21 protein-coding genes and 1 pseudogene are annotated in these 22,485 nt (G+C 43.9%); 6 read left to right on the top strand and 16 right to left on the bottom strand.

Going from position 1 to position 22,485, the window contains the following annotated elements; genetic code table 11:
• Positions 1-32: 32 nt before the first annotated feature.
• Both thiC and CI597_RS13140 read left to right on the top strand, forming a co-directional pair.
• Complete coding sequence (gene thiC, locus CI597_RS13145) at positions 33-1,334, top strand: phosphomethylpyrimidine synthase ThiC (protein ID WP_024726480.1); 1,302 nt, start codon at positions 33-35, stop codon at positions 1,332-1,334.
• A gap of 24 nt (positions 1,335-1,358) precedes the next feature.
• Positions 1,359-2,714 carry a sodium-dependent transporter gene (locus CI597_RS13140; protein ID WP_024726479.1) on the top strand — a complete coding sequence of 452 codons (1,356 nt, stop codon included), beginning with the start codon at positions 1,359-1,361 and terminating at the stop codon, positions 2,712-2,714.
• 130 nt (positions 2,715-2,844) lie between these two features.
• Here the strand turns inward: CI597_RS13140 and CI597_RS19760 are convergent.
• From CI597_RS19760 to CI597_RS13120, 4 genes and pseudogenes are all read right to left on the bottom strand, one after another.
• A pseudogene (locus tag CI597_RS19760) lies at positions 2,845-2,970 on the bottom strand (IS3 family transposase); the annotation flags it as partial.
• A gap of 321 nt (positions 2,971-3,291) precedes the next feature.
• Complete coding sequence (locus tag CI597_RS13130) at positions 3,292-3,972, bottom strand: transaldolase family protein (RefSeq protein WP_024726478.1); 681 nt, start codon at positions 3,970-3,972, stop codon at positions 3,292-3,294.
• 15 nt (positions 3,973-3,987) lie between these two features.
• Positions 3,988-4,899 (bottom strand): glycyl-radical enzyme activating protein, encoded by a 912-nt coding sequence (locus CI597_RS13125; protein WP_024726477.1) that lies wholly within the window; start codon positions 4,897-4,899, stop codon positions 3,988-3,990.
• A gap of 1 nt (position 4,900) precedes the next feature.
• A complete protein-coding gene (locus CI597_RS13120; protein ID WP_024726476.1) occupies positions 4,901-7,255 on the bottom strand; it encodes a glycyl radical protein in 2,355 nt (784 codons plus the stop codon).
• A gap of 206 nt (positions 7,256-7,461) precedes the next feature.
• Between CI597_RS13120 and CI597_RS13115 the strand changes: the two genes are divergently transcribed.
• From CI597_RS13115 to CI597_RS13100, 4 genes are read left to right on the top strand one after another with little or no spacing between them, the layout of a single operon-like run.
• Entirely contained in the window at positions 7,462-8,019 is a 558-nt protein-coding gene (locus CI597_RS13115; protein ID WP_024726475.1) for an RNA polymerase sigma factor, read from the top strand.
• Positions 7,988-8,749: a hypothetical protein gene (locus CI597_RS13110; protein WP_024726474.1), complete on the top strand. Its 762-nt coding sequence runs from the start codon at positions 7,988-7,990 to the stop codon at positions 8,747-8,749. The genes CI597_RS13115 and CI597_RS13110 overlap by 32 nt, the downstream gene beginning before the upstream one ends.
• Positions 8,733-9,620, top strand: coding sequence for an ABC transporter ATP-binding protein (locus CI597_RS13105; protein ID WP_024726473.1), 888 nt, complete (start codon positions 8,733-8,735; stop codon positions 9,618-9,620). Before CI597_RS13110 ends, CI597_RS13105 begins: the two co-directional genes overlap by 17 nt.
• The gene (locus tag CI597_RS13100) at positions 9,607-10,818 is read left to right on the top strand and encodes an ABC transporter permease (RefSeq protein ID WP_024726472.1); all 1,212 of its coding nucleotides are present in this window, start codon (positions 9,607-9,609) and stop codon (positions 10,816-10,818) included. Before CI597_RS13105 ends, CI597_RS13100 begins: the two co-directional genes overlap by 14 nt.
• Positions 10,819-10,869: 51 nt before the next feature.
• Here the strand turns inward: CI597_RS13100 and CI597_RS13095 are convergent, their stop codons facing one another.
• The 12 genes from CI597_RS13095 to CI597_RS13040 form a co-directional block, all read right to left on the bottom strand.
• Positions 10,870-11,184: a PTS fructose-like transporter subunit IIB gene (locus tag CI597_RS13095; RefSeq protein ID WP_024726471.1), complete on the bottom strand. Its 315-nt coding sequence runs from the start codon at positions 11,182-11,184 to the stop codon at positions 10,870-10,872.
• Between the two features lie 34 nt (positions 11,185-11,218).
• The gene (locus CI597_RS13090) at positions 11,219-12,223 is read right to left on the bottom strand and encodes a PTS fructose transporter subunit IIC (protein ID WP_235824629.1); all 1,005 of its coding nucleotides are present in this window, start codon (positions 12,221-12,223) and stop codon (positions 11,219-11,221) included.
• Between the two features lie 76 nt (positions 12,224-12,299).
• Positions 12,300-12,728, bottom strand: a complete 429-nt coding sequence (locus CI597_RS13085) for a PTS sugar transporter subunit IIA (RefSeq protein ID WP_024726470.1) — start codon at positions 12,726-12,728, stop codon at positions 12,300-12,302.
• Entirely contained in the window at positions 12,712-13,431 is a 720-nt protein-coding gene (locus CI597_RS13080) for a ribulose-phosphate 3-epimerase (RefSeq protein WP_024726469.1), read from the bottom strand. The genes CI597_RS13085 and CI597_RS13080 overlap by 17 nt, the downstream gene beginning before the upstream one ends.
• Positions 13,432-13,657: 226 nt before the next feature.
• Entirely contained in the window at positions 13,658-15,631 is a 1,974-nt protein-coding gene (locus CI597_RS13075; RefSeq protein WP_024726468.1) for a BglG family transcription antiterminator, read from the bottom strand.
• Positions 15,632-15,811: 180 nt separating this feature from the next.
• Positions 15,812-16,666, bottom strand: coding sequence for a carboxylating nicotinate-nucleotide diphosphorylase (gene nadC, locus CI597_RS13070; RefSeq protein WP_334293352.1), 855 nt, complete (start codon positions 16,664-16,666; stop codon positions 15,812-15,814).
• A complete protein-coding gene (locus CI597_RS13065; RefSeq protein WP_024726466.1) occupies positions 16,635-17,942 on the bottom strand; it encodes an L-aspartate oxidase in 1,308 nt (435 codons plus the stop codon). The genes nadC and CI597_RS13065 overlap by 32 nt, the downstream gene beginning before the upstream one ends.
• A 44-nt stretch (positions 17,943-17,986) precedes the next feature.
• The gene (gene nadA, locus CI597_RS13060; protein WP_024726465.1) at positions 17,987-18,895 is read right to left on the bottom strand and encodes a quinolinate synthase NadA; all 909 of its coding nucleotides are present in this window, start codon (positions 18,893-18,895) and stop codon (positions 17,987-17,989) included.
• Positions 18,896-19,088: 193 nt separating this feature from the next.
• A complete protein-coding gene (locus CI597_RS13055; protein ID WP_024726464.1) occupies positions 19,089-19,346 on the bottom strand; it encodes an HPr family phosphocarrier protein in 258 nt (85 codons plus the stop codon).
• A 15-nt stretch (positions 19,347-19,361) separates the two neighbouring features.
• Entirely contained in the window at positions 19,362-19,925 is a 564-nt protein-coding gene (locus tag CI597_RS13050; protein WP_034548814.1) for a DUF4428 domain-containing protein, read from the bottom strand.
• A 7-nt stretch (positions 19,926-19,932) separates the two neighbouring features.
• Entirely contained in the window at positions 19,933-21,420 is a 1,488-nt protein-coding gene (locus CI597_RS13045; protein ID WP_024726462.1) for a xylulokinase, read from the bottom strand.
• A 3-nt stretch (positions 21,421-21,423) separates the two neighbouring features.
• Positions 21,424-22,470 carry a zinc-dependent alcohol dehydrogenase gene (locus CI597_RS13040; protein WP_024726461.1) on the bottom strand — a complete coding sequence of 349 codons (1,047 nt, stop codon included), beginning with the start codon at positions 22,468-22,470 and terminating at the stop codon, positions 21,424-21,426.
• Positions 22,471-22,485: the final 15 nt, after the last annotated feature.

The following is a 22,485-nucleotide window of genomic DNA, read 5'->3' as shown; positions in this document are numbered from 1 at the left end:
CTCCCGACTGATTGAAACGAGGAGGTTGTAAGATGACTTACACAACACAGATGAATGCCGCCAGAGCCGGCATCGCAACCAAGGAAATGGAAACTGTAGCTGCCTATGAAGGAATGGATCTTCAAAAGCTTATGAATGAAGTTGCCGCCGGAACAATCGTCATACCGGCCAACAAAAATCATAAATGCTTAAAGCCGTTCGGCATCGGCAATTCCCTGAAAACAAAGATCAATGTCAACCTTGGAACATCCAGAGACTGTCTGAATATGGATGTGGAAATGAAGAAAGTAAACCAGGCTGTCTCCATGGGTGCTGAAGCGATCATGGATCTTTCTTCTTTCGGGGACACTCAGACCTTCAGAAGAAAGCTTGTGGCTGAATGCCCGGCCATTCTGGGCACTGTTCCGATTTACGATGCCATCGTATACTACAACAAGGCTCTCAAGGATATCACATCCAGAGAATGGATCGACATATTTAAAATGCATGCGGAAGACGGAGTCGACTTCATGACCATTCACTGCGGGATTAACCGCAGTACTGCAGACCGTTTTAAGGCCATGAAGAGACAGATGAACATTGTTTCCCGCGGCGGATCATTGATCTTTGCCTGGATGGAAGCTACCGGCTGTGAAAATCCGTTCTTTGAATACTATGATGAGATTTTGGACATTTGTAATGAATATGACGTTACTCTAAGCCTCGGGGATGCCTGCCGTCCGGGGTGCATTAAAGACGCCAGCGATATTTCTCAGATCGAGGAGCTGGTAACTTTGGGAGAATTGACGGCCCGGGCCTGGAAAAAGGATGTCCAGGTAATGATCGAAGGACCCGGACACATGCCAATGGACCAGATACAGGCAAATATGAAAATTCAGCAGACTATATGCAAAGGTGCGCCTTTTTATGTGTTAGGGCCGCTGGTTACCGATATCGCCCCTGGATATGACCATATCACTTCAGCGATCGGAGGTGCCATTGCAGCGGCATCCGGTGCAAGCTTCCTGTGTTATGTTACACCGGCCGAGCATCTGCGTCTTCCAAATGTAGACGATGTAAAAGAAGGCATTATGGCTTCAAAGATTGCAGCCCATGCGGCGGATATCGCCAAAGGCATAAAAGGAGCAATCGATTGGGACAACCAGATGGCCAAGGCAAGGCAGAAGCTTGACTGGGAGGCCCAGTTTGATCTGGCTTTAGACCCTGAAAAGGCAAGAAGGTACCGCGCTGAATCAAAACCTGAAAGAGAAGATACATGTACCATGTGCGGAAAAATGTGTTCCGTTCGAAATATGAATGCTGTGTTGGCAGGTGAAGATGTCGACGTAGTATAAACTAAAGGAGGATTTCACAGATTTATGAATGAAGAAAGAGGCAGCTTTTCCAGCAGAATCGGCTTTGTGCTTGCGACTGCGGGATCAGCGGTAGGATTAGGAAACATATGGAGATTTCCATACTTGGCAGCTAAATACGGAGGAGGAAGCTTCCTTTTGATCTATCTGATACTTGCAGTAACCTTTGGGTTTACTCTGATGATCACCGAGATTGCCATTGGCCGGAGAACCGGAAAAAGTGCCATACATGCATTTTCCTATTTTAATAAAAAGTATAAGTTTATCGGTTATCTGACCAGTATCATACCGTTTATTATATTCCCTTATTACTGTGTCATTGGAGGATGGGTAACAAAATATCTGTTTGTCTCAATAAGCGGAAATATCAGCCAGGCGGCTGGAGATACTTTCTTTGAAGGCTTTATCAGCCAGTCCGTAAGCCCTATGGTATGGCTCCTGATCTTTGCAGGACTTGTATTGATTGTCGTAGCTCTCGGGGTTGAAGGCGGTATTGAAAAAGTCAGTACGATCCTGATGCCGGTCTTAATTGTATTGTTGATCGGAATCTCCGTATACTGCATTACCAGAAAGGGTGCCATGGAAGGTGTATTGTATTACATCAAGCCAAATCTCAGGGATCTGACACCTACCACATTCCTTGCTGCTCTGGGACAGCTGTTCTACTCCATGTCCCTTGCTATGGGAATCATGATTACATTTGGTTCCTATATGCCGAAAAAGTCTAACCTTGAGAAGTCTGTTTCACAGGTAGAGATTTTTGATACAGGTGTTGCATTCCTGTCAGGGCTTATGATCGTTCCTGCGGTCTTTGTATTTTCAGGAGGCAATGCGGATATGCTTGCATCCGGACCATCCCTGATGTTTAAAATGCTTCCGAAGGTATTTAACAGCATGGCTCTGGGAACTGTCATCGGAGCTGTTTTCTTCATTTTAGTTTTCTTCGCGGCGCTGACTTCTGCGATTTCTCTTTTGGAAACGCTGGTCTCCATCGTAATGGATAAGTTTCATTTATCCCGCATCAGAGCCTGCATTACCATGTTTGTCATTGCAATGATCATGGCAGTGCCGTCATCTCTGGGATTTGGTATATGGGGTCATATTAAGCTTCTTGGCTTAAGTTTTCTGGATTTCTTCGACTTCCTGAGCAACAGCGTCTTGATGCCGATTGCAGCATTCTGCACCTGCATATTTGCCGCTTATGTTATCAAACCAAAAGAAATCATTGATGAAGTGGAAAGTTCAGGAGATTTCAAACGAAAAAATTTATATATTCCAATGATTAGATTTTTTGCACCGATCTGTATCATAGCCATTCTCCTGTTCTCCATATTCCAGGGAATGGGAGTTATCACAGTGTAATAGGTGACACCTAAAAGTCAGACTTTATTGCGAAGTGGAAAATCCACTTCGCATTTTTCTTTTATGCCGCCAAGAGACTGAGTCTGTATTCAACCGGACTCAGCCATCCTAGCTTCTCTTTTATTCGTTAAAAGTTTTCCATAACAGAATTATCATGGCAGTTTCCTTTTCGGGACATACTCTGAAAAATCCGATGTTCCTGCAATGTACGAACATATGCTTTCATTTAATAGCCCCAGCCCTGGTCTGAATGAAATGTTCTACGACATGGACAGTCAGATGTAATCTCTATTGCTGCATTCAGAGCATTCATTATATTTTTAGAAGATGGTGTTGGGGACACCCCATAGCTTATAGACTGGAAGCTTCCTGATATGAACGGCCATCGTATCCTGCTTGCTGAAGATAACGAACTTAACTGGGAGGTCGCAAAAAAGCCTGTTGACGTAAAAGAATTAACCGGCATTCTGAAAAAATACTTAAAATAAATTTATTAACAAAAGCGCATGCTCTTGTCATGCGCTTTTATTAATCACTGAAAAAGCTCTCAATCGGCCCCTGTTTTTTCTATACTGCTTTAACAACAATCCTTCATGGTCTTTCCTTCGCCGCACAGTCCTTCAAAGTCTTTTGTGAATGCGCCTACTGCGGCGGTTACAGCGTCATTTTTGATCAGTCCCTCTATGACATCCGGCGCGATGGTTGCAGCACCGATCCCATAGGCACAGAGTTCCAATACCTGCTGCGAATTCTTGAAACTGGCAGCCAGCACTTCTGTTTTAAGCCCATTGTTCTGAAAAATATCGTGAATCTTCTTCACCGTCTCAATTCCATCGGCCCCCAGATTATCGATACGGTTTACATATGGCGCTGCATAAGCGGCGCCCGCCTTTGCCGCTAAAAATGCCTGCATCGGAGTATAAATGGCCGTGGCCGTTATCTTTACCCCTTTGGCAGACAGAAGTTTCATTGCCTTTAATCCTTCCCTTGTAGTGGGGACTTTAATATATGTATTCTCTCCAAGTCGTTTTTGCATTTCTTTTGCTTCTGTGACCATATCTTCGGCACTCTTTGAGACAACCTGCACGTGAAGGTCCGCATCTTTTCCGATAAATTCACGAATTTCACCAAGCACCTCATATGGAGGCCGTTTGCTCTTGGCTAAGATGGACGGGTTGGTAGTTACCCCTTCCACAGGAAAATACTCATATAAGTTTTTAATAGCTTCCACATCTGCATCATCAATAATAAATTTCATCTTGTTCTCCTTTATTTAAATTTCCATGATCGTATTGCTTACACCGCCCTGTCTTGCCCAGCTCTCAAATTCTCTCATCTGTGATTTGGAATACATCTCTGGATTTTCGGCAAAACAGAACTCTTTGCCAATTAAATGATACTTGGCTTCCGCCAGGGGGTTATAGTTTAGAATTTCATATGAAACATCGGGATATATCCTGCTGATATATCCGGCAATTTTCGTAAGATTATCTCTGTACGCGGTAAGGCCCGGGATCATCGGTGTCCGTATGATGACCTGGTCTTTCTTTTCCGATTCCAGCAGATACCTTATATTTTCTTTGATCTTCGGATTTGGTACTCCCACGTACTTTATGTGTCTTTCCCCATCCATTATTTTAAAATCTGCAAAGATCAGATCCAGATACGGCAAAAGTTTTCCAAGTACCTCCTGTTCTGCATACAGGGAAGTCTCTATCGCAGTATGAATTCCTTCTTTTTTGCACTGCTCCAGTATTTCCAGTGCAAACTCCCATTGAAGCAGCGGCTCTCCTCCTGACAAAGTGACTCCGCCGCCATGCCTGTAAAATACCATGTCTTTTCTGATCTCTTCCATCACTTCTTTCACGCTGTACTCCCTGGAATCCATGGCGATAGCACCTGACGGGCACAATTCTGCAAGATATTCCCAGTCTTCCGACGCGTCAATATTCATGAGCATCGTATCTCCCCTGCATTTCATTCCGCCGTTCACGCTTTTTGCCGCACACATTTTACAGTGTATGCACCGGTTCTCAAAATATAGCGGACGCCGCCTTAATGAAATCCCCTCCGGGTTCTGACACCACACACAGGACAGGGGACAGCCTTTGAAAAAGACCGTCGTCCGGATACCGTCCCCGTCATGGGTTGAAAATCTACGGATGTCAAAGATTGTTCCTTTCATATTATATGTCTCCGTAGCTGGTGCGGGCGATGATCTCATTCTGAAGTTCATCTGCAAGTTCTGTGAAATATGCGGTATATCCGGCCACCCGGACCGTAAGGCCCCTGTACTGCTCCGGATTTTTCTTTGCTGCTATGAGATCCTCTCTCCGCACAACATTAAACTGTATATGAGGGATTTCCAGGTCTACAAAGCTTCGCAGAAACCCGGCAAATTTTCGGATACCGGATTCGTTTTTAAAAAATTCAGGCAGAAATTTCATATTCAGCAGCCCTCCGTTTGTGGTAAGATTTTTATCCAGTTTTGATACGGATTTCAGGACCGCCGTCGGACCTTTCATATCTCTTCCATAAACCGGAGACATACCGCCGTCGGCAAGAGGCTCTCCTGCGTAGCGTCCGTCCGGTGACGCCCCGACATTTTCCCCCATGGGTACATGGGCTGAGACTGTATACATTCCCGTGTGGTATGGACCTCCGCGGTAGTTTTTAAATGTGCGCAGACGGTTTTTAAAATATTCGGCCCATTTTGTACCCATGGCGTCCACCCAGTCCACGTCGTTTCCGTACTTAGGCACTTTATTTAAGAGCATGGTCCTCATGACCTCATCTCCTTCAAAGTTTGTCTTTAATGCATGGAGCAGTCTTTCCGGCTCAATTTTCTTATCATCATAGACCATCTGTTTTACTGCCGCCAGGCTGTCTGCAAGATTTGCCACCTGGATCATCTGGATACCGGATAAGTTGTATTTTGCTCCTCCTGCTGTCACGTCTATTCCTCTTTCCATACAGTCGTCGATCGATGCTGAGAGAAACGGAGACGGCAGCAGGTCGATGTGTGCCTTCTCTACCTCCTCACAGGCCAGGATCATTTTGTCCATGAAATAATCGATCTGTTTTTGGAATGCATCTTCCAGTTCCTCAAACGTTTCATAAGTCTCAAGGCTTCCGTAATCAGGAGCGATCTTCTCTCCTGTGAGCAGACAGATTCCGCCGGTCATTGCGGCTTCCAGCGCCTTATTCAGATTAAACATGGCAGAATCGCTCCATCCGAGGTTATTTCCCTGTGTCGTCAGCTCCACGCATCCAACGATGGCATAATCCATGGCATCTTTTTCTTCGATCCCAAGCTCCATGACGGATGGGATCACTGCTTTGTCATTAAAAAACTGAGGCATTCCGCTGCCCTTTGACACGACACGGACCGCTTCAAATAGAAGATCATCCCCTGTGCCCTCGTGGAGCCTCACGGAAAGGTTCGGCTGAGGAAGTCCAAGGTGTTTCTGGGCCTCCAGGAATAAAAACGAAAGATCATTGGAATAATCATTTCCAAGCTCATCCTGGCCTCCGACAGCTATATTAAACCCGATTGGAAATCCTGCGAAATATTTTGCACCGTGAGAATTTCTCATATAAACGATCTCATTGAATTTGAGCCACATACATTCGATGATTTCGAGTGCATCCTGTTTTGTGATTCTTTCTTCTTTTATGTCATTCTCATAGTAAGAGATCAGGTGGCGGTCCAGACGCCCCGGTGAAAATGAAGAAGCATTGGATTCCATCTGCAGAACCACAAACAAAAACCATATAGACTGCACCGCTTCATGAAAGGTCTCTGCCGGATGCTGACTCAGCTTTTTGCAGTTTTTTGCCACACAGATCATAGATTCTTTCTTGGCTTCATCGTCCTGATCTTCTGAAAGCTCCATCATCAGGTCATGATAGCGCAGCATAAAGTTTCTGACGCCTTCCATCACCAGAACGACACTTTCGTAGAAATTTCTCTGCTCCTCACTGCAGGATGTAAGTTTCTCTCTTGCCTGTTCCTGAAGTCCTGCCGGACCAAGCTTCAGCCATGTCACGCAGTTAGGGCAGATATGCCCCTGGGCATGGTCCTTTTGGTTAATCTTCACTACTTTTGATATCTCGTTTATTTCTTTTCCATATCTCTCATTTAGGACATCTTCCAGAGACTTTCCTTCCCAGTAAGGTTTAATCTCTTTTCTGAATGTTTCAATGTCTTCCGGATGGACATGGAACTTATCCTGCGGCCTTGTGGGAAGAGTCTCAAACTCCTTATCCACCCATGTGCTTCCGCTTTCCGGAAAGACCACCCCATAGCGGACTCCTGCCGTGCGGTTGCCCACAATCAGTTCCTCCGGTTCTGCACTGATCTTAATCTTCTCCAATGATGCTTTTAATGCCAGCGCTCTCTGAATGATCCTCGGCTGATCCTCATGTCGTTTGTAGCTGTCCGTTATAATGAGTGCCTGCTCAATGGAAGCATACCTTGGTTCCGATAACATTTTATCTTTTAAGTATTTTACTCTGTCTGTCTGAAAAACACCCTCCATATACTGCTCCTTCCCTGTTTTGTTCTATATATTTAAATTTATTGTTTTATATTATTATATATTATTTATTATTGTTTTGCAAGACATAATGCAAATTTAGTGTATTAAAAAATTTTTCTTCGTACTATCTTTGTCCACTGCTGATTCGTTATATATAATAAGTGGATAAGTATTTTAAAGTTCCAGCAATGAGAAAGGAGGATTTTGTGCACAGTGATTTTCGATTAATCAGAAAAATGAAACAAGGCGATGATACTGCATTTGATTTGTTTATTCATACATATTACAAAAATATTTTAATTTACTGCCATTCTCATTGTTTTGATCAAAAGTATGCTGAAGATTTAACACAGGAAACTTTTATACGTTTTTTTATAAAATTGTCTGATTATCATTACAGAGGAAAAACTTTGAACTATCTATATACGATAGCAGGTAACTTATGTAAGGATTATTTGAAAAAAATAAAAGAAACACCTGTGGAAGAAACAGAATTCGTCAGGGAACATAAAGCGGTGCATCAAATGGAGTATGTTTTGAACGAAATTTTTATTGAGCAGGCACTTAAACAATTACCAGATGAATTGAGAGAGGTAATTACTCTTTATTACTTTCAGGAACTGAAACTCAGAGAAATTTCTGAAACATTACAGATAGGTCTCCCATTAGTGAAATACCGTTTAAAACGAGCCAAGCAGCAGTTAGAAGAATGGATGAGAAAGGAGGAAAATTATGAATTTGGAAGAAAGGATGAAAAGGTATAAAGAAACCGTACAGGCAGAACTGCATGAGGAAAGAATACAAGAAACAATCCGCAAATCAAAAACTGCCTTTTTAACGGCAGAACGGAAAAGAGTGCTGTCTTACCGTGAATTTTTATGGATACAGACAAAAATCATACAAAAAAAGTGGTGGGTTCTCCAGTTCTTACTTCTAGTAACATTGTGGATTCTTTTAACCTCTGTAACCGATGAAATATACGCAAAAAAAAGTATGGGGGTAATGGCGTCACTGTTTGTAATACTTATGATTCCTGAACTATGGAAAAACAGGTCATATGAGTGTATGGAAATAGAAGCTGCTTCTTACTATTCTCTGAAACAAGTATATGCGGCACGTATGCTGTTATTTGGCATTATAGATACCTTTCTGATTACTGTATTTTGCGGGACTGCTGCAGCGGGACTGCATTTTGGGGTGTCAGAGCTGGTCATTCAATTTCTTTTTCCATTGAGCATCACTGCCTGTATTTGTTTTGGTATATTATGCAGCAAATATTGTTTCAGTGAAACGGCAGCAATCATTTTATGTATTATATGGAGCGCCGTATGGCTGTTTATCATTTTAAATGAAAGTCTATATAAAATCGTTGCTGTTCCGATCTGGTTTACTTTATTGGGATTTGCAATTCTCTTCCTTGTCTTTGCTGTCTGCCGTATTTTAAAAAGTTGTAATAAATATTTGGAGGTGCCGCTTGATGAAATTAGAACTTGATCATTTAACAAAAAAATTTGGAGATTTTACTGCTGTAAACCATATAAATCTCACTATGAAAAACGGAGTATATGGTCTGTTGGGAGTAAACGGAGCAGGAAAAACTACGTTAATGAGAATGCTGTGTACCTTGCTGAAACCTACAAGCGGAACGATCCGCTGTGACGGCAGAGATATTTTCAAAATGGACAGCGAATACCGCAGATTATTAGGATACTTGCCGCAGGAATTTGGGTTTTACCCACAATTTTCGGTGCAGGATTATTTGCTTTATATTGCAGCATTAAAAGGAATCCCTCCTGCTGCCGCAAAAGAGCGGGTAAAGGAATTACTTTTTAAAGTAGGGCTTTCAAAGGCAGCGCATAAAAAAATGAAAAAATTATCCGGCGGCATGAAACGCAGGGCAGGGATTGCACAGGCAATGCTGAATAATCCAAAAATCCTCATACTTGATGAGCCCACGGCAGGGCTTGACCCAAATGAAAGGATTCGTTTCCGAAACTTAATCAGTGAACTCTCAGAGCAAAGACTGGTTCTTCTGTCTACTCACATTGTTTCTGATATTGAATATATAGCCAATGAAATCTGGCTGATGAAAGACGGAGAGCTCATGCACAAAGGATCTGCAGATGAAATCATAAACTCTATGCCGGAAACAGTATGGGAATGTTTTGTAGAAAAGAATATGGTCTCTGATTTTATAAAAAAGTACAGGATTTCCAATATGAAAACAGAACCGGACGGAATTATTTTGCGCATTATTTCTCAGGAAAGGCCGTTTACAAATGCCAAATGTGTAAAAGCATCATTAGAGGATGTATTTTTATATTACTTTGGAGAAAAGGCAGGTGATGAAAATGCTGCGATTTGAACTGAAAAAAATATTTTCTAAGTTTAAAAACAGGATAGCCGTTCTGGTTTTATTGGTGACCCTCATTCTAACCAGTATTCTGACAATTAACAAAGTTGAGTATATTGATGATAACGGAAACAGCTCGACTGGAATCTCAGCGGCAAAAAACCTTAGAACAGCCCAGAACAAATGGGCAGGTGATCTTACCGAGGATGTCCTTCAAAAGGTGCTGGAGAAAAATAAGAAAATTAAAAATTCCAAAGAAGCATTGTCAGATGACCTGCTGGAACAGGATAAAGCATTTGCAAAAATACAGGATATTACCGGCATTCTTGATGTTATTAATTGTGCATTCAGTGAATATAGAGATTACGACGGTTTTGCGGCTGACCATGTTTCCGGCAGGGATGTGAAAAATATTTACAAAAAAAGAATTTCTGCTTTAAAAGAATATCTTGATTCGGGAAAAGAAACTTTTACGGATGAACAAAAAAAATTTTTGATACGGCAATATAAAAACCTGGAAACACCTTTTCACTATGAATATATAGACGGATGGAGCGCATTGCTGCAAAACATATCCACATTTATTCTGATTTTAGCGTTAATCATTGGTTTTTTGGTATCCGGTATTTTTTCAGATGAGTTTCAGACAAAGGCAGATTCTATTTTCTTTTCAGCCAAATTAGGAAGGAGTAAAGGGATTTTATCAAAGATGTGGGCGGGATTTTTAATTACCACGGTTTTTTATGTTGTTTTTGTGTTTTTATATACTCTGACTGTACTTTTCGTATTGGGCACAGACGGTGCAAATTGCCCTATTCAGCTGGACATGTGGAGAAGTGTTTATAATATTTCTTTTCTGCAGGCATATCTATTTATTGCAGCAGGCGGTTATATTGGTACGCTGTTTGCTTCCATACTTGCTATGCTTGTATCGGCAATCACACGTTCGACTCCAACAGCCGTCATTGTGCCGTTCATTGTACTGTGTGCGCTTCCTTTTTTAAGCAGGATCATTACATTGCCGGGAGTGTGTTCTTTCTTTCCGGATCAGTTATTAGAAATATATATAGATATTAAAGAATCCGGACTTGTGGAATTAGGAGGAAAAGTCATGACCACAGCAGCCGTTATCATTCCTGTATATGCGGTCATATGCTTAATTCTTCAGCCTGTATTATACAGGATCTATCAAAAAGCAGAGACAAGATAGATAAAACGGTATAAAAGGGGGCGGCTTTACGAAAGCCGCCCTTGTTTTTGTTTAAAGTTCCTTCACCATTTTTTCCAACTTCGTAATGATTGCCTCTGCCTTCTTCACAGCATCACTGACTCCTACTTTGACCTTTGGAATATTTTCAAATCTGTCCTCATCCTTGATCGGCATATCCTTCGTAAGGATCACCGCATCCGTTCCGATCAGATCTTCCGGTGTAATCTGGTTCTCTATCCCGATAGACCCCTGTGTCTCCACTTTAATCTCGATCCCGTGTTTCCTGGCCGCTTTCTCCAGCGCCTCCGCTGACATATAGGTATGTGCCACCCCTGACGGGCATGCCGTAACCGCTAAAAATTTCATGATAGAATACCTCCTCTAGATTTTCTGATGTTCTTTATTCAAATGAAAGATCAATGTCTAAATCCCCTTCGTCTGTGCCTGCTGCCTCTTCTGTAATATCCTTCTTCAGCAGAATCATCAGCCCCGCAGTCACTCCGACGGCAATGGCAAGGGATACAAGAAATCCAATTGGATTTCCAAGGACAGGAATCATAATCAGGCCGGACCAGGCAACAGGATTTGTAATATTGAACAGATAACCCACGGCTCCGCCTACAGCCGAACCGATCATGGTCGATGGAATGACACGCAGCGGGTCGTTGGCCGCAAACGGAATAGCTCCCTCAGTAATCCCTACACAGCCCATGGCAACTGCACTCTTTGCTGCTTCTCTCTCTTCCTGGGTAAACTTTTTCTTTGCTAAAAATGCTGCCAGAGCACATCCAAGCGGCGGTGCTGTCATTGTCACAGCCATAGGCCCTGCATATGTATACACGCCGGCACTTACCGTAGCCACGCCAAAGGTATATGCTACCTTATTAAATGGTCCGCCAAAGTCAAAGCCTGCTAGCAGTCCGCATACTGCACCTAAAATTACTTTATTCCCATTTCCCAAATGCTCCATAACCTTTGTCATTCCGTCCATAATTCCTGCGATCGGTGCTCCAAGGACATACTGCATAAATCCCATGGTTACTAAAGAACCGACGATCGGAATGATCATGATGGGCATGATGGAGCTCAATGCTTTCGGCACTTTGATCTTTTTTAAATAGTAGCATACAATTCCGCCAAGAAGTCCTGTTACGATTCCTCCCAGGAATCCGGCTCCGACACTGATGGAGATCATTCCTCCAACAAATCCGGGACAAATACCCGCACGGTCTGCGATGGATGCCGCAATATATGCTGACAAAACCGGTACCATCAAATTCAGCGCGGTAGAACCAAAGTTCCATAAAGTTGCCATCCAGGTCCCTTCCGGCGGAACACCTCCCTGCCCGTATGCCATGACGGCAACTGCCATTAAAATACCTCCGGTCACTACAAACGGAATCATATGGGACACTCGTTCATCAGATGTTTTCTTGTATCTTTAAAAATACCTGCAAGTTCGTTCATCTTCTCTCTCCTCCTTATAGTATCAGTTCCAACACTTCTTTTTCATTGGTTACATTCATGAGCTGCTCTCTGAAGTCATCATGGATGATCTTTCTTGACAATTTCGCCAGAATCTCCAGATGCTTATCTCCCTGTCCCGGGTCCGGAACTGCGATCTGAAAGACCATCTGGACTTTTTCATTCGCCCACTGCACCGGGTCTTTCAGCCTTGCAAATGCCAGAGACGGTTCCTTTACATGGACCGATTTCGCATGGGGTGTGGCGATCAGAAATCCTATACTTGTCGGCGCTCCCTCCTCTCTCTTTATAACATCCGCCACATATGCCGCCCTGTCATTCAAACGTCCCTGTTCTTCCATTACTCCGGCAATCTTAGAGACTGTTTCTTCCGGTGACGCCGCTTCCAGGTCAAATACGATCAGTCCTTCATTCATTAATTCCATAGTTCTTTACTCCTTTTGCTTCTTCTGCCGCTTTTAGCATGTCTTCACAGCATTGCTTTACTGTCTTTCCTTTAAGAAACAATCCCGATGTTCCTCCGGTTAAGATGTCTGCCCCGGCTTTTACCGCTCTCGGAATCGTATCCTGATTGATGTTGCCGTCTGCCTGAATCTTCGTCTTCAGTCCTGTATCGTTCAGCATCGTCCTCATCTGCCTGATGTGACCGAGGGCCCCCTCCTGCATCTTTTGTCCTGAAAACCCGGGGTCGACTGTGAGTTTTAAGATCCAGGCCGCTTCACCTGCCAGTGTGATGAAATTCTCCCCCGGGGGTGTCGTGGATTTATATGCCAATACCGGCTGGACACCCGCTTTCCTGATCTGTTCAAGCACCCTGAGAGGTTCTTTCATCGCCTCATAGTGTACCGCTATGTAATCTGCTCCCGCATCGGCATACATGCCGATATAGCGCTCTGGCTCATAAGCGGCCAGATGAGCTTCTATGGGGAGGCTGGTTATGCCTCTCATCTGTTTTAAGAGTGTTTCCGATAATATGAAACAATCATTAAACCTTCCATCCACCATATCATAGTGAAAAAACGAGATTCCCGCTTCCTCGGCTTCCTCTACGGCATCTGCCAGATGACACAGATCCATGCAGGAAACAGATGCAGAAACCATAAGTTCCTTTTCCGCTGCTCTTTTCATAGCTTTCCTTTCTTTTTATTATTTATCCTTGTTTATTATTATTTTATATTTATTTATATTATTATTCAATATCTCTTTTGTTCTCTTTTTGCAGTTGTATATCTGCAAAAACGCTGCACTGCACCGAGGCAAAACCAAAAATTGCGGGTAAACAACTGCAGTTTATGACATAGCGTTCAGTCTCTCTTCATTATATAAAAAAAGAAAGTGCCCAAAAGACACCTTCTTAATCCGAATTCATCATGATAATATTCTTGATCTCTTCTTTATTACCCGCTTTCCTTATGAGTTTTGCCGCATTCTTTTCCATCGTCATTTCGTAAAATGTTTCAAAAAATGCTCTGGTGGACTGAATGTCTTCAAAATTCAGCGCCAGTAAAAATATCACATCCACGCTTCCCTCATCCCACTCAACTTTATGGTCCGTCTTTATGATCGCCACAGCCGGCTTTTCAACGAGATTTGCCATGCCATGTGGAACCGCAACGCCTCCTCCCAGCACGGATACGCTGATCTCTTCCCTACTCAGTACATCCTCATAAAAGCCGTCCTTTACATAGCCCCCGTCCTGCAGCTTTCTGCACACCTTATGTAACAGGGCTTTTTTCGTCAATGTCCCCGACTCCAGAAAAATCAGTTCGTCCTCCATCAAATTCTTAATGGTCCATCGTTTTTCCAGATTCTTTTTCTCTTCTTTCATCTCATGACAAATTTTCTTGATCCTGAAGACATCCTGCTCTCCCACAAGCGGAGTCGTGTAAACCACATAAGGGTGTTTGATCTTCAATGAGGGAACCGTGGTGATCACAAGGTCATACTGACTCTCATCGATCATGACTCCTGCATTTGCCGGGAGTACAGATGTAACATTGATATCCATAATCTTATGTTCGATCTTCCTGGTAATGATCTGAGCGATCCCCACTCCGCCGCTGCCGATAACGACTGTATTGATGTCCCTCTTATTCTGAACCATGGCCCCGCCAAAGAGAATTGCCATATATGAGATCTCATCTTCCGTCGGAAATGCGCCCACAAGGCTTTCATATTCTTTGCTTGCCGTAAAACAGGCTGAAAATATGGCTGAGTACGTCCTCTTTATCTCTTCCAGAAAAGGATTTTTAATCTCAAACCCAAACTTTACTCTTATGAAGGAACTGTTCAGAAATAAGGCTGTACTTGTCTTTAGCAGAGGATCTTCCCTGAAATCTCTCCCCACAATGGAAGAAATGTACTGAATCATGTTCTGGGCGGCGTCTTCGATATCTATCTCTTTTTCGATCAGAAATTTTTTATTAACAATGCGGCTGCTGTTCTGTACTTCCGCTCCGAGAAGCAGAAGATATAGATACAATCCCTCCCTCGGGTCAATGTTCATCCGGAATTGTCTGTTCAGAAGTCCTGTGAGTATGTCGGTCCAGTCGGCGATCTCCTCTACCAGTGTAAGTCTGCTGATCATAGACTCTTCCAGACAATGTCCTCCTCTCAGCCGATTCATCTGACTGCTCGTATATTCGGCCAGCATACAAAATGTATAATCATTAAACTGCATGCCGATCTGTCTCTCCAGCTGCTGAATACAGGAAATTACCTTATCGGCTGTGCTCTTTCTGTACTGAGATAAAAATCTTGCATATGTCACCGGATCGATTCTGTAATCCGGCACTGTGGCTGACTTCGGAGCCTCCTCCAGATAAACTTTCTGATTTTGGCATACCAGAACTTTTCTCAGGTCAAATTCCCGGCCCTGTATGACAATTCCTTTTCCCACGATCTGCCTGATACATACTCTGTCCGGCTCTAAAATCTTATTTGCCTTCTCGATATCTGTGCGGATCGTGGATTTGGAGACAAACAGCTCCTCCGCAAACAAAGACGCCGTGTAAGGCTCCCCATTTTCAATCAGAGTCCTGACAATATAGCGCATCCGGTATTTTCTTGTTTCGCAGGGGATATGGTCTTTCGGAAATAAGTGTTCCAATTCTTTTCTGTGCAGCCCTGCCTGAAGACAGACCCCTCTTCCCCTCCGGCGGACAAGCTGATATCCATTCTCTTCACAAAATTCAGCTGCCTCTTTCATATAATTATGTACACTCCGCTCAGAAATCTCCAGCATCCCTGCAATTCTCTCATAGGTGATAAAATCATCATCCTGATGGATCAGCACTTTCATTATTTTTTGTGCAGTCTTGGAAAGCATAGGAACTCCTTTTTATTACTTTTTATCATTGTTTATTGATATATATTATTTATTATTTTAGACTTTCCTATGATTTCTGTCAACGCTCACTTAAAGGCATCCCTTCCACTATCAGTAAAAACCACTGAAAAAGGCCAGAAAATATCCTGTATTTTCTGGCCTTCCCATATCACTCTTTTATTATTCTGTTGGTTTCAGGTTTTTCAGTGAAATATCCAGGATCGGAGCCGAATGGGTCAATGCCCCGGAAGATACGAAATCCACTCCAATCTCTTTGATCTTCTTTAACCGTTCCTTAGTCACATTGCCGGAACACTCTGTGAGAGCACGGCTTCCGATGATTTTAACTGCTTCCTTCATCATTTCATCCGACATGTTGTCCAGCATAATAATATCTGCACCTGCCTCCAGGGCGTCATTCACCATGGCAAGATTTTCGGTCTCTACTTCAATCTTCCGCACAAATGGAGCATACGCTCTTGCCGCATAGACTGCCTCCCGGACCCCTCCGGCAGCGCCGATGTGGTTGTCTTTCAGCATCACCCCGTCAGAGAGATTATAACGGTGATTCTTGCCGCCTCCGACCGTTACCGCATATTTCTCAAACGGACGCATATTCGGTGTTGTCTTTCTCGTATCCAGAAGCTGTGTGGAGGAACCTTCTAATTCTTTTACGAGGGAATTGGTAAACGTTGCGATCCCGCTCATTCTCTGAAGATAATTCAGCGCCGTCCTCTCTCCTGACAGCAGGACCCGGATGTCTCCTCTGAGCACTCCCATAAGCTGACCGGCTTTGATCTCGTCTCCATCGCTCAGCTTTGTCTCGAAAGTTACGTGTTCATCCAGAAGTGTGAATACGCGGTGAAACACTTCCAGGCCTGCGACAATTCCGTCCTCTTTACAGATCAGCTCGACCTGTCCCTGTCTTGGTTCTGGCATGACAGCATTGGTGCTGACATCCTCTCCGGTGATGTCCTCTTTTAACGCATTCAGCAGATACTCATCAATATTTACCGCCATTGTTACACCATTTATCATAGAAATCCCCATCCTTTCTTTTGATCTCTTCCAGCACAAGACGTTTGTTCTCCTCCTGAATACCGAAAATATCATGATACTTTGCTAAATCAACCTGGCATTCTGAAGGCTTTTTTGGTGCCTTTGCAATATCCTCGGCTGATTCCAGGGCAAAAACAAGAGATTCCAGCAGAGAATTGCTTGCCAGCCGATTCTTTCCATGGACTCCATTGCAGCTGGTTTCTCCCACTGCATATAAATCCTCCATGGATGTACGGCTTCTTAAATCTACCTTGATTCCTCCCATAAAATAATGCTGTGCGGGAGTCACCGGAATCCATTCCTTCGTCATGTCATATCCTTCTTCCAGGCACTGCTTATAAATGTTAGGAAATCTTTGTCTTATCCGCTCTCCGTCCAGATGAGTCACAGACAGCCGCACATAATCGGTCCTATCTTTCTCCATCTGCTCACGGATGGCCGCGGTCACAATATCTCTGGGCAGCAGCTCATCTATAAACCGTTCCCCGCCTTTATTGTATAAATAGGCTCCTTCCCCTCTGACAGACTCCGAGATCAAAAAGCTCCTGCCCGGCTTGTCAGAATAAAAAGTAGTCGGATGAATCTGTATGTAATTGATATTCTGGATCTCCACGTTATGGCGCAGGCAGATTGCCAACCCATCTGCGGTGAGATGTCTGTAATTGGTGGAATGTCTGAACAGTCCTCCCATTCCTCCCGTTGCGAGTACGGTCTTTCCTGCATAGATGCAGTCCACATCTCCTTTGGATGTCACATAGACAACTCCCCGGCAGGCCCCTTTTTCCTCAATCAGGTCGATCATCGTAGAGTGAGTAAGGATCTCAATGTTATCCCGCCGTTTCACTTCCTCATAGAGCTTGCCCGTAATTTCTTTTCCTGTCACATCATCATGATGAAGAATCCGGAAAATGGAATGTCCCCCCTCCCGGGTATACTCAGTCTCCCCATCTCTCTGATCAAACTGAACACCGAATCCGATAAGCTCATGGATGATTTCCCTGGAACGGGTGATCATCTTATCCACGGCTGCTCTGTCATTTTCATAGTGTCCTGCCTTCATGGTGTCTTCAAAGTACAAGTCGTAATCTTCTTCATTGCGCAGTGCGGAAATTCCTCCCTGCGCCAGAAAGGAATCACTTTCCTCTACTTCTGTCTTGGTAATCATAATGACTCTGTAATCTTTTGGAAGGAACAGAGCGTGAAACAATCCCGCAGCGCCGGTTCCAACCACAATTACATCTGCTGATCTCATAATTAAAAATAATCCTTTCCCCCGGATAAACGGCTGCTTTTTATCTACTGAGCGATACGCAGCATCTTATCCAACGCTTTCTTTGCGTCAAGACGCAGTGTCTCATCCAATTCCACCTGGTTTTTCATATCTCTGAGTGTGTCTCTGACATTTTCAAGGGTGATCCTCTTCATGTTCGGACAGAACTGTCTGTGTCCCACAGAATAAAACGTCTTGTTCGGATTCTTCTGCTTAAGTTCGTATAATACCCCCATCTCTGTACAGATGATAAACTTGTCCGCATCAGATGCAGTGGCATAATCGATGATCCCGGATGTGCTCCCTACATAGTCGGCCAGTTCCACTACATCCATCGTACACTCAGGATGTACAAGGATCTCTGCATCCGGATGTGCTTCCTTGGCTTTCTTAACATTGTCTGCGGTAATGCTTGTATGTACATGACAGAATCCGTCATTGTAAATAAAGTTCTTCTCCGGTATTTTTGATCCGATATATCTTCCCAGGTTTTCATCTGGAATAAAGAAAATATTCTTCTGAGGCAGAGCCTTTACAATCTTCATGGCATTGGAAGATGTCACACAGACATCCGAATAAGACTTGATCTCTGCCGTAGAATTTATATAACAGACCACTGCCAGATCATCATACTCTTCTCTTACTTTCCGGATCTTGTCCAAGTCTACCATATGGGCCATCGGACAGTCAGCCAGCTGGTCCGGCATGATCACAGTCCTGTCAGGATTCAGGATCTTTGCACTTTCTCCCATAAAGCTTACACCGGCAAAACAAATCACATCTTTCGACTCATTCAGCGCTACCTTTGCGAGGTAATACGAATCCCCAACATAATCCGCAATTGCCTGTACAGCATCATCTACATAATAATGGGCCAATAAGACCGCATTTCTTTCTCTTTTTAAATCTTCAATCTCTTTTGCGAGGTTATCCATCCTTTTCCTCCTTAGCAAGGGAATTATCCCAACTGATATGATTCCATATTAAGATTAAATATACCACTTTGATCAATTGTTATCAAGTATTTAGAGGGAGTTTCCGGCATAAATGCTTAACTTATAACAACAAAATACTTAAAACAGCATCCTTATCAACGCCGCCGATTCCGTTGATAAAGATGCTGTCTTCTTAGAGATTATGAATACAAAATTCTTTCAATTCCTCTTCTGCCTTTTTCTCATCCGCACCATCTATGATAAAGGTTACTACTTCATGCTGATGAGCCCTGAGTGTCAGAAGAGATATCATATTTTTGGCATTCGCTCTCTGAGATCCCTTTTCCAGAGTTATTTTGCTCTGGTACGTCCGCGCCTTCTCCACCAGCAGTACAGCCGGACGCGCATGGATCCCAACGGGTGACTGCACCTCAAAATCAAACTGCTTCATCTTTTTCCTCCCTGATCATACCTGGACAGATTCACCTCTCAGCCTTTCGATTTCTTCCGCGATCCGTTTTGCAAATGAGAAGGACTGTTTCATTGCAAAGCTTTTGATCCTGACGGGATTTGAGAACAAAGAAATCTGTTTCTCCCGGCCATCCCGGAGTTTGATCAAAACCTTCAGGTATTGAATCGTACCCGCCTCTTTTGCCTTGATCTTATGTTCCAGTTCTTCAAGAGACATAAAAGGTCTGTAATCGATCCGACACCTGCTGATCCAATCCAGCGAATAAAACTCCGGCTCTGAAACCTGCTTTTGGTTAATGCGGTTATTGAGAAGGCAGACCTTTCTGTTTTTCTCATCCATCAAAATATAATTCCCGATCCGCCCTGTAATTTCAAAGTCCTCTGAAAGTTCACTCTTCCTTTCGCACAACTCCCTGATTTCACCATAACTTTTCTTTGCGATCGTCTCTGTAAAATAGTTGCTGGCCTTTTCATAACATTCTTTGCAGATATACCCTTCCGCATATCGAAATTTCTTAAACATTCCCAAAGGTGCATCACAGATATCACATGTCCTCATTTCCAAATCACCCTTTCTGCTCACGGAGCACTTCTGACAGCGCCCCATATATCTTTTTATACTTCTGGTATTTGATTTCATAAAGCCCCGCATTATATTTTCTTGGGTTAAAACATTTTTTAATCCGAACGGTCCTGCCAACCATCTGCTCAAGTGTTACGTCCTGCCCTGCAGCTGCGGCTGCCATGAGCGCTATGCCATATCCCGCTCCGGTCCCGCTTTCCAGCTGTTCTACTCTCGTATTCAGAACATCCGCAAGAATCTGCATCCATACTTCATTTTTGGAGCCTCCGCCGGTCACTTTCAGATTCTGAAGCGCAGTCCGTCCAACGTGCATGACTTCTGTAAGCTGTCTCACACCAAAACAAATCCCTTCCATGACCGCAGCAGTTATCTCCTGTCTTGCAGTTTCAGTTCCGATGCCGATCAAAGCTCCCCTCAGAGCCGGATCTCCATAGATCGTCTTGTCACCTGCAAGGTGCGGATAAAAGATCAGATTGTTTTCTCCGAGTTTTGAAAGATCCACTCCGTCAGTCTCAGCGGAAAAATCATCTGTTTTAAGAATCTGTCTGACCCACCAGCCAAAACTGCTTCCCGATGACTGTACCACACCCTGGACCAGAATCACGGTGTTTTCACCATCCACAGAAAACATAATATTTTTTCCTTTTGCCCCAAACTCTATCTTTTCCTTCGGGAACATCAGGACACCGGATGTTCCAAGCGAAAGGACCGGATACATATTGGAAAAGCATCCTGTGGATATGGCTGCTGCCGGATTATCTCCGGTGCCGACAATCACTTTTACCTGCTTTTTGAAGCCGAATTTTCGCCTCCAGACTTCGGCCACATATCCTGCCGTCTCTCCGCTTCCTTTTACCTTTGGATAAATGTCCTCCGGAAACCCTAAGATTTTCCGGATCTCCGAAGACCATGTTCCTGTCTTTAAATCAAATAGAGAAGAAGTGGATGCCTCACAATAATCAGTCTGACACTGCCCCGTAAGCCGAAAAACGATATAATCCGGTCCGATCAAAAATGTCTTCATCTTCTGAAAATGTTCCGGTTCATTTTTCTTCAGCCACAGCAGGTTAATTGCCGGGCTTCCGGTGGAAATGATATTGGAGATATAGGAAACTTCCGGGACCTTATGGATCTTTTCTTTTGTTTCCTTTACAAGATCCATGGTCCTTGTGTCATTCCACATCAATGCCGGGCGTATAGGCGCTCCGTCCAATCCAAGAAATACTGCGGTATGCATCTGTCCCGTGACACCAATGGCTCCGATGTGCTCCGGATCTTCTCCTGAAAGAAGTTCCGCCATGGCTTCTTCCACCGCATTCATCCAGATTTCGGGATCAATCTCCTTCCATCCCGGTTTTGGCTGTGAAATTTCATACTCTCTGCTGCTTTCTCTCCTGATCTCTCCCGCTCCGTCGATCAGCGTCAGCTTTGCAGAAGAAGTCCCTATATCAATTCCAATATACTGTTCCATTTGCTATTCTCCAAATCTGAGGATCACTTTATATGTATCCGGTTTCATTGCCGCCTCAATGGCTTTGCCAAAGTCCCGGTAATCAAAAATCTGTTCCGTCAGAACGGTTGGGTCGATCAGCCCTTTTCCAATCAGCTGTACCGCCTGGTGGAAAGATGTAATGGTCGGACTAACGGCGCCTGTGACTGTCTTCTGGTAAGAATGCACGGCTCCCATATCTACCGGCACTGGATCGTTTGGATGCATGGAGCTGAACATGACGCTCATGCCTCCGGGGGAAGTCATTTCCACAGCCTGAGCCGCAATGGCCGGGATCGCTGTCGTATTGAATACCACCTGGGCACCTCTGCCGCCGGTGAGTTTTTTTACCTTTTCAGCGGCATCCTCCGCCATCGGATCGATTACATCGTCACATCCAAGCTTCTGCGCCCTGTCTCTTCGCTCCTTAAGCGGCTCACTTAAAATCACTCTGGCTCCCTTTAATTTGGCAAGCATTACGTGAAGCATGCCCATGGTACCGCCTCCGATGACAGCCACATCATCTCCAAACTGAATATTTGTACGGGTGATACTGTTGACTACACATGCCAAAGGCTCCGTAAATGCCATTTTTTCAAACGATGTACTGTCCGGATATACAAACAGGTCTTCTGCTTTTGCCACAACAAATTCTGCAAATCCGCCGTATCCTGACAATCCGTCCGGGTTTGTGAAAATTTTGCTCTTCGGATGTTCTTCACAGATGTTTTCTTCCCCATGCTTGCAGAAGAAACATTCCCTGCAGTCGTCAATGATATATTGGACCACTTTCTGTCCCTTAGAGAAACGTTTCTTATTGACTCCGCTTCCAAGTTCCTCGATCACTCCGCAGTACTCATGTCCGCCGATCCTTGGGTAGCTGTAACTGCAGTCTCCATTAAAGTCCCGTACATCGTTGGTACAGATGCCGGAATCCTTGATCCGGATCAGCACCTCGCCTTCTTTTAACTCCGGTAATTCAATCTCTTTGACGGCAAAATCTTTTGGTTGATTTAATATGATTGCTTTCATCTTTCTCACTCTTTC

The sequence above is a fragment of the Anaerostipes hominis (ex Lee et al. 2021) genome (genome assembly GCF_002270485.1).
Lineage (GTDB): Bacteria > Bacillota > Clostridia > Lachnospirales > Lachnospiraceae > Anaerostipes > Anaerostipes hominis.
The sequence above is the reverse complement of the archived record's forward strand: the minus strand, read 5'-3'. Positions and strand labels throughout refer to the sequence as shown.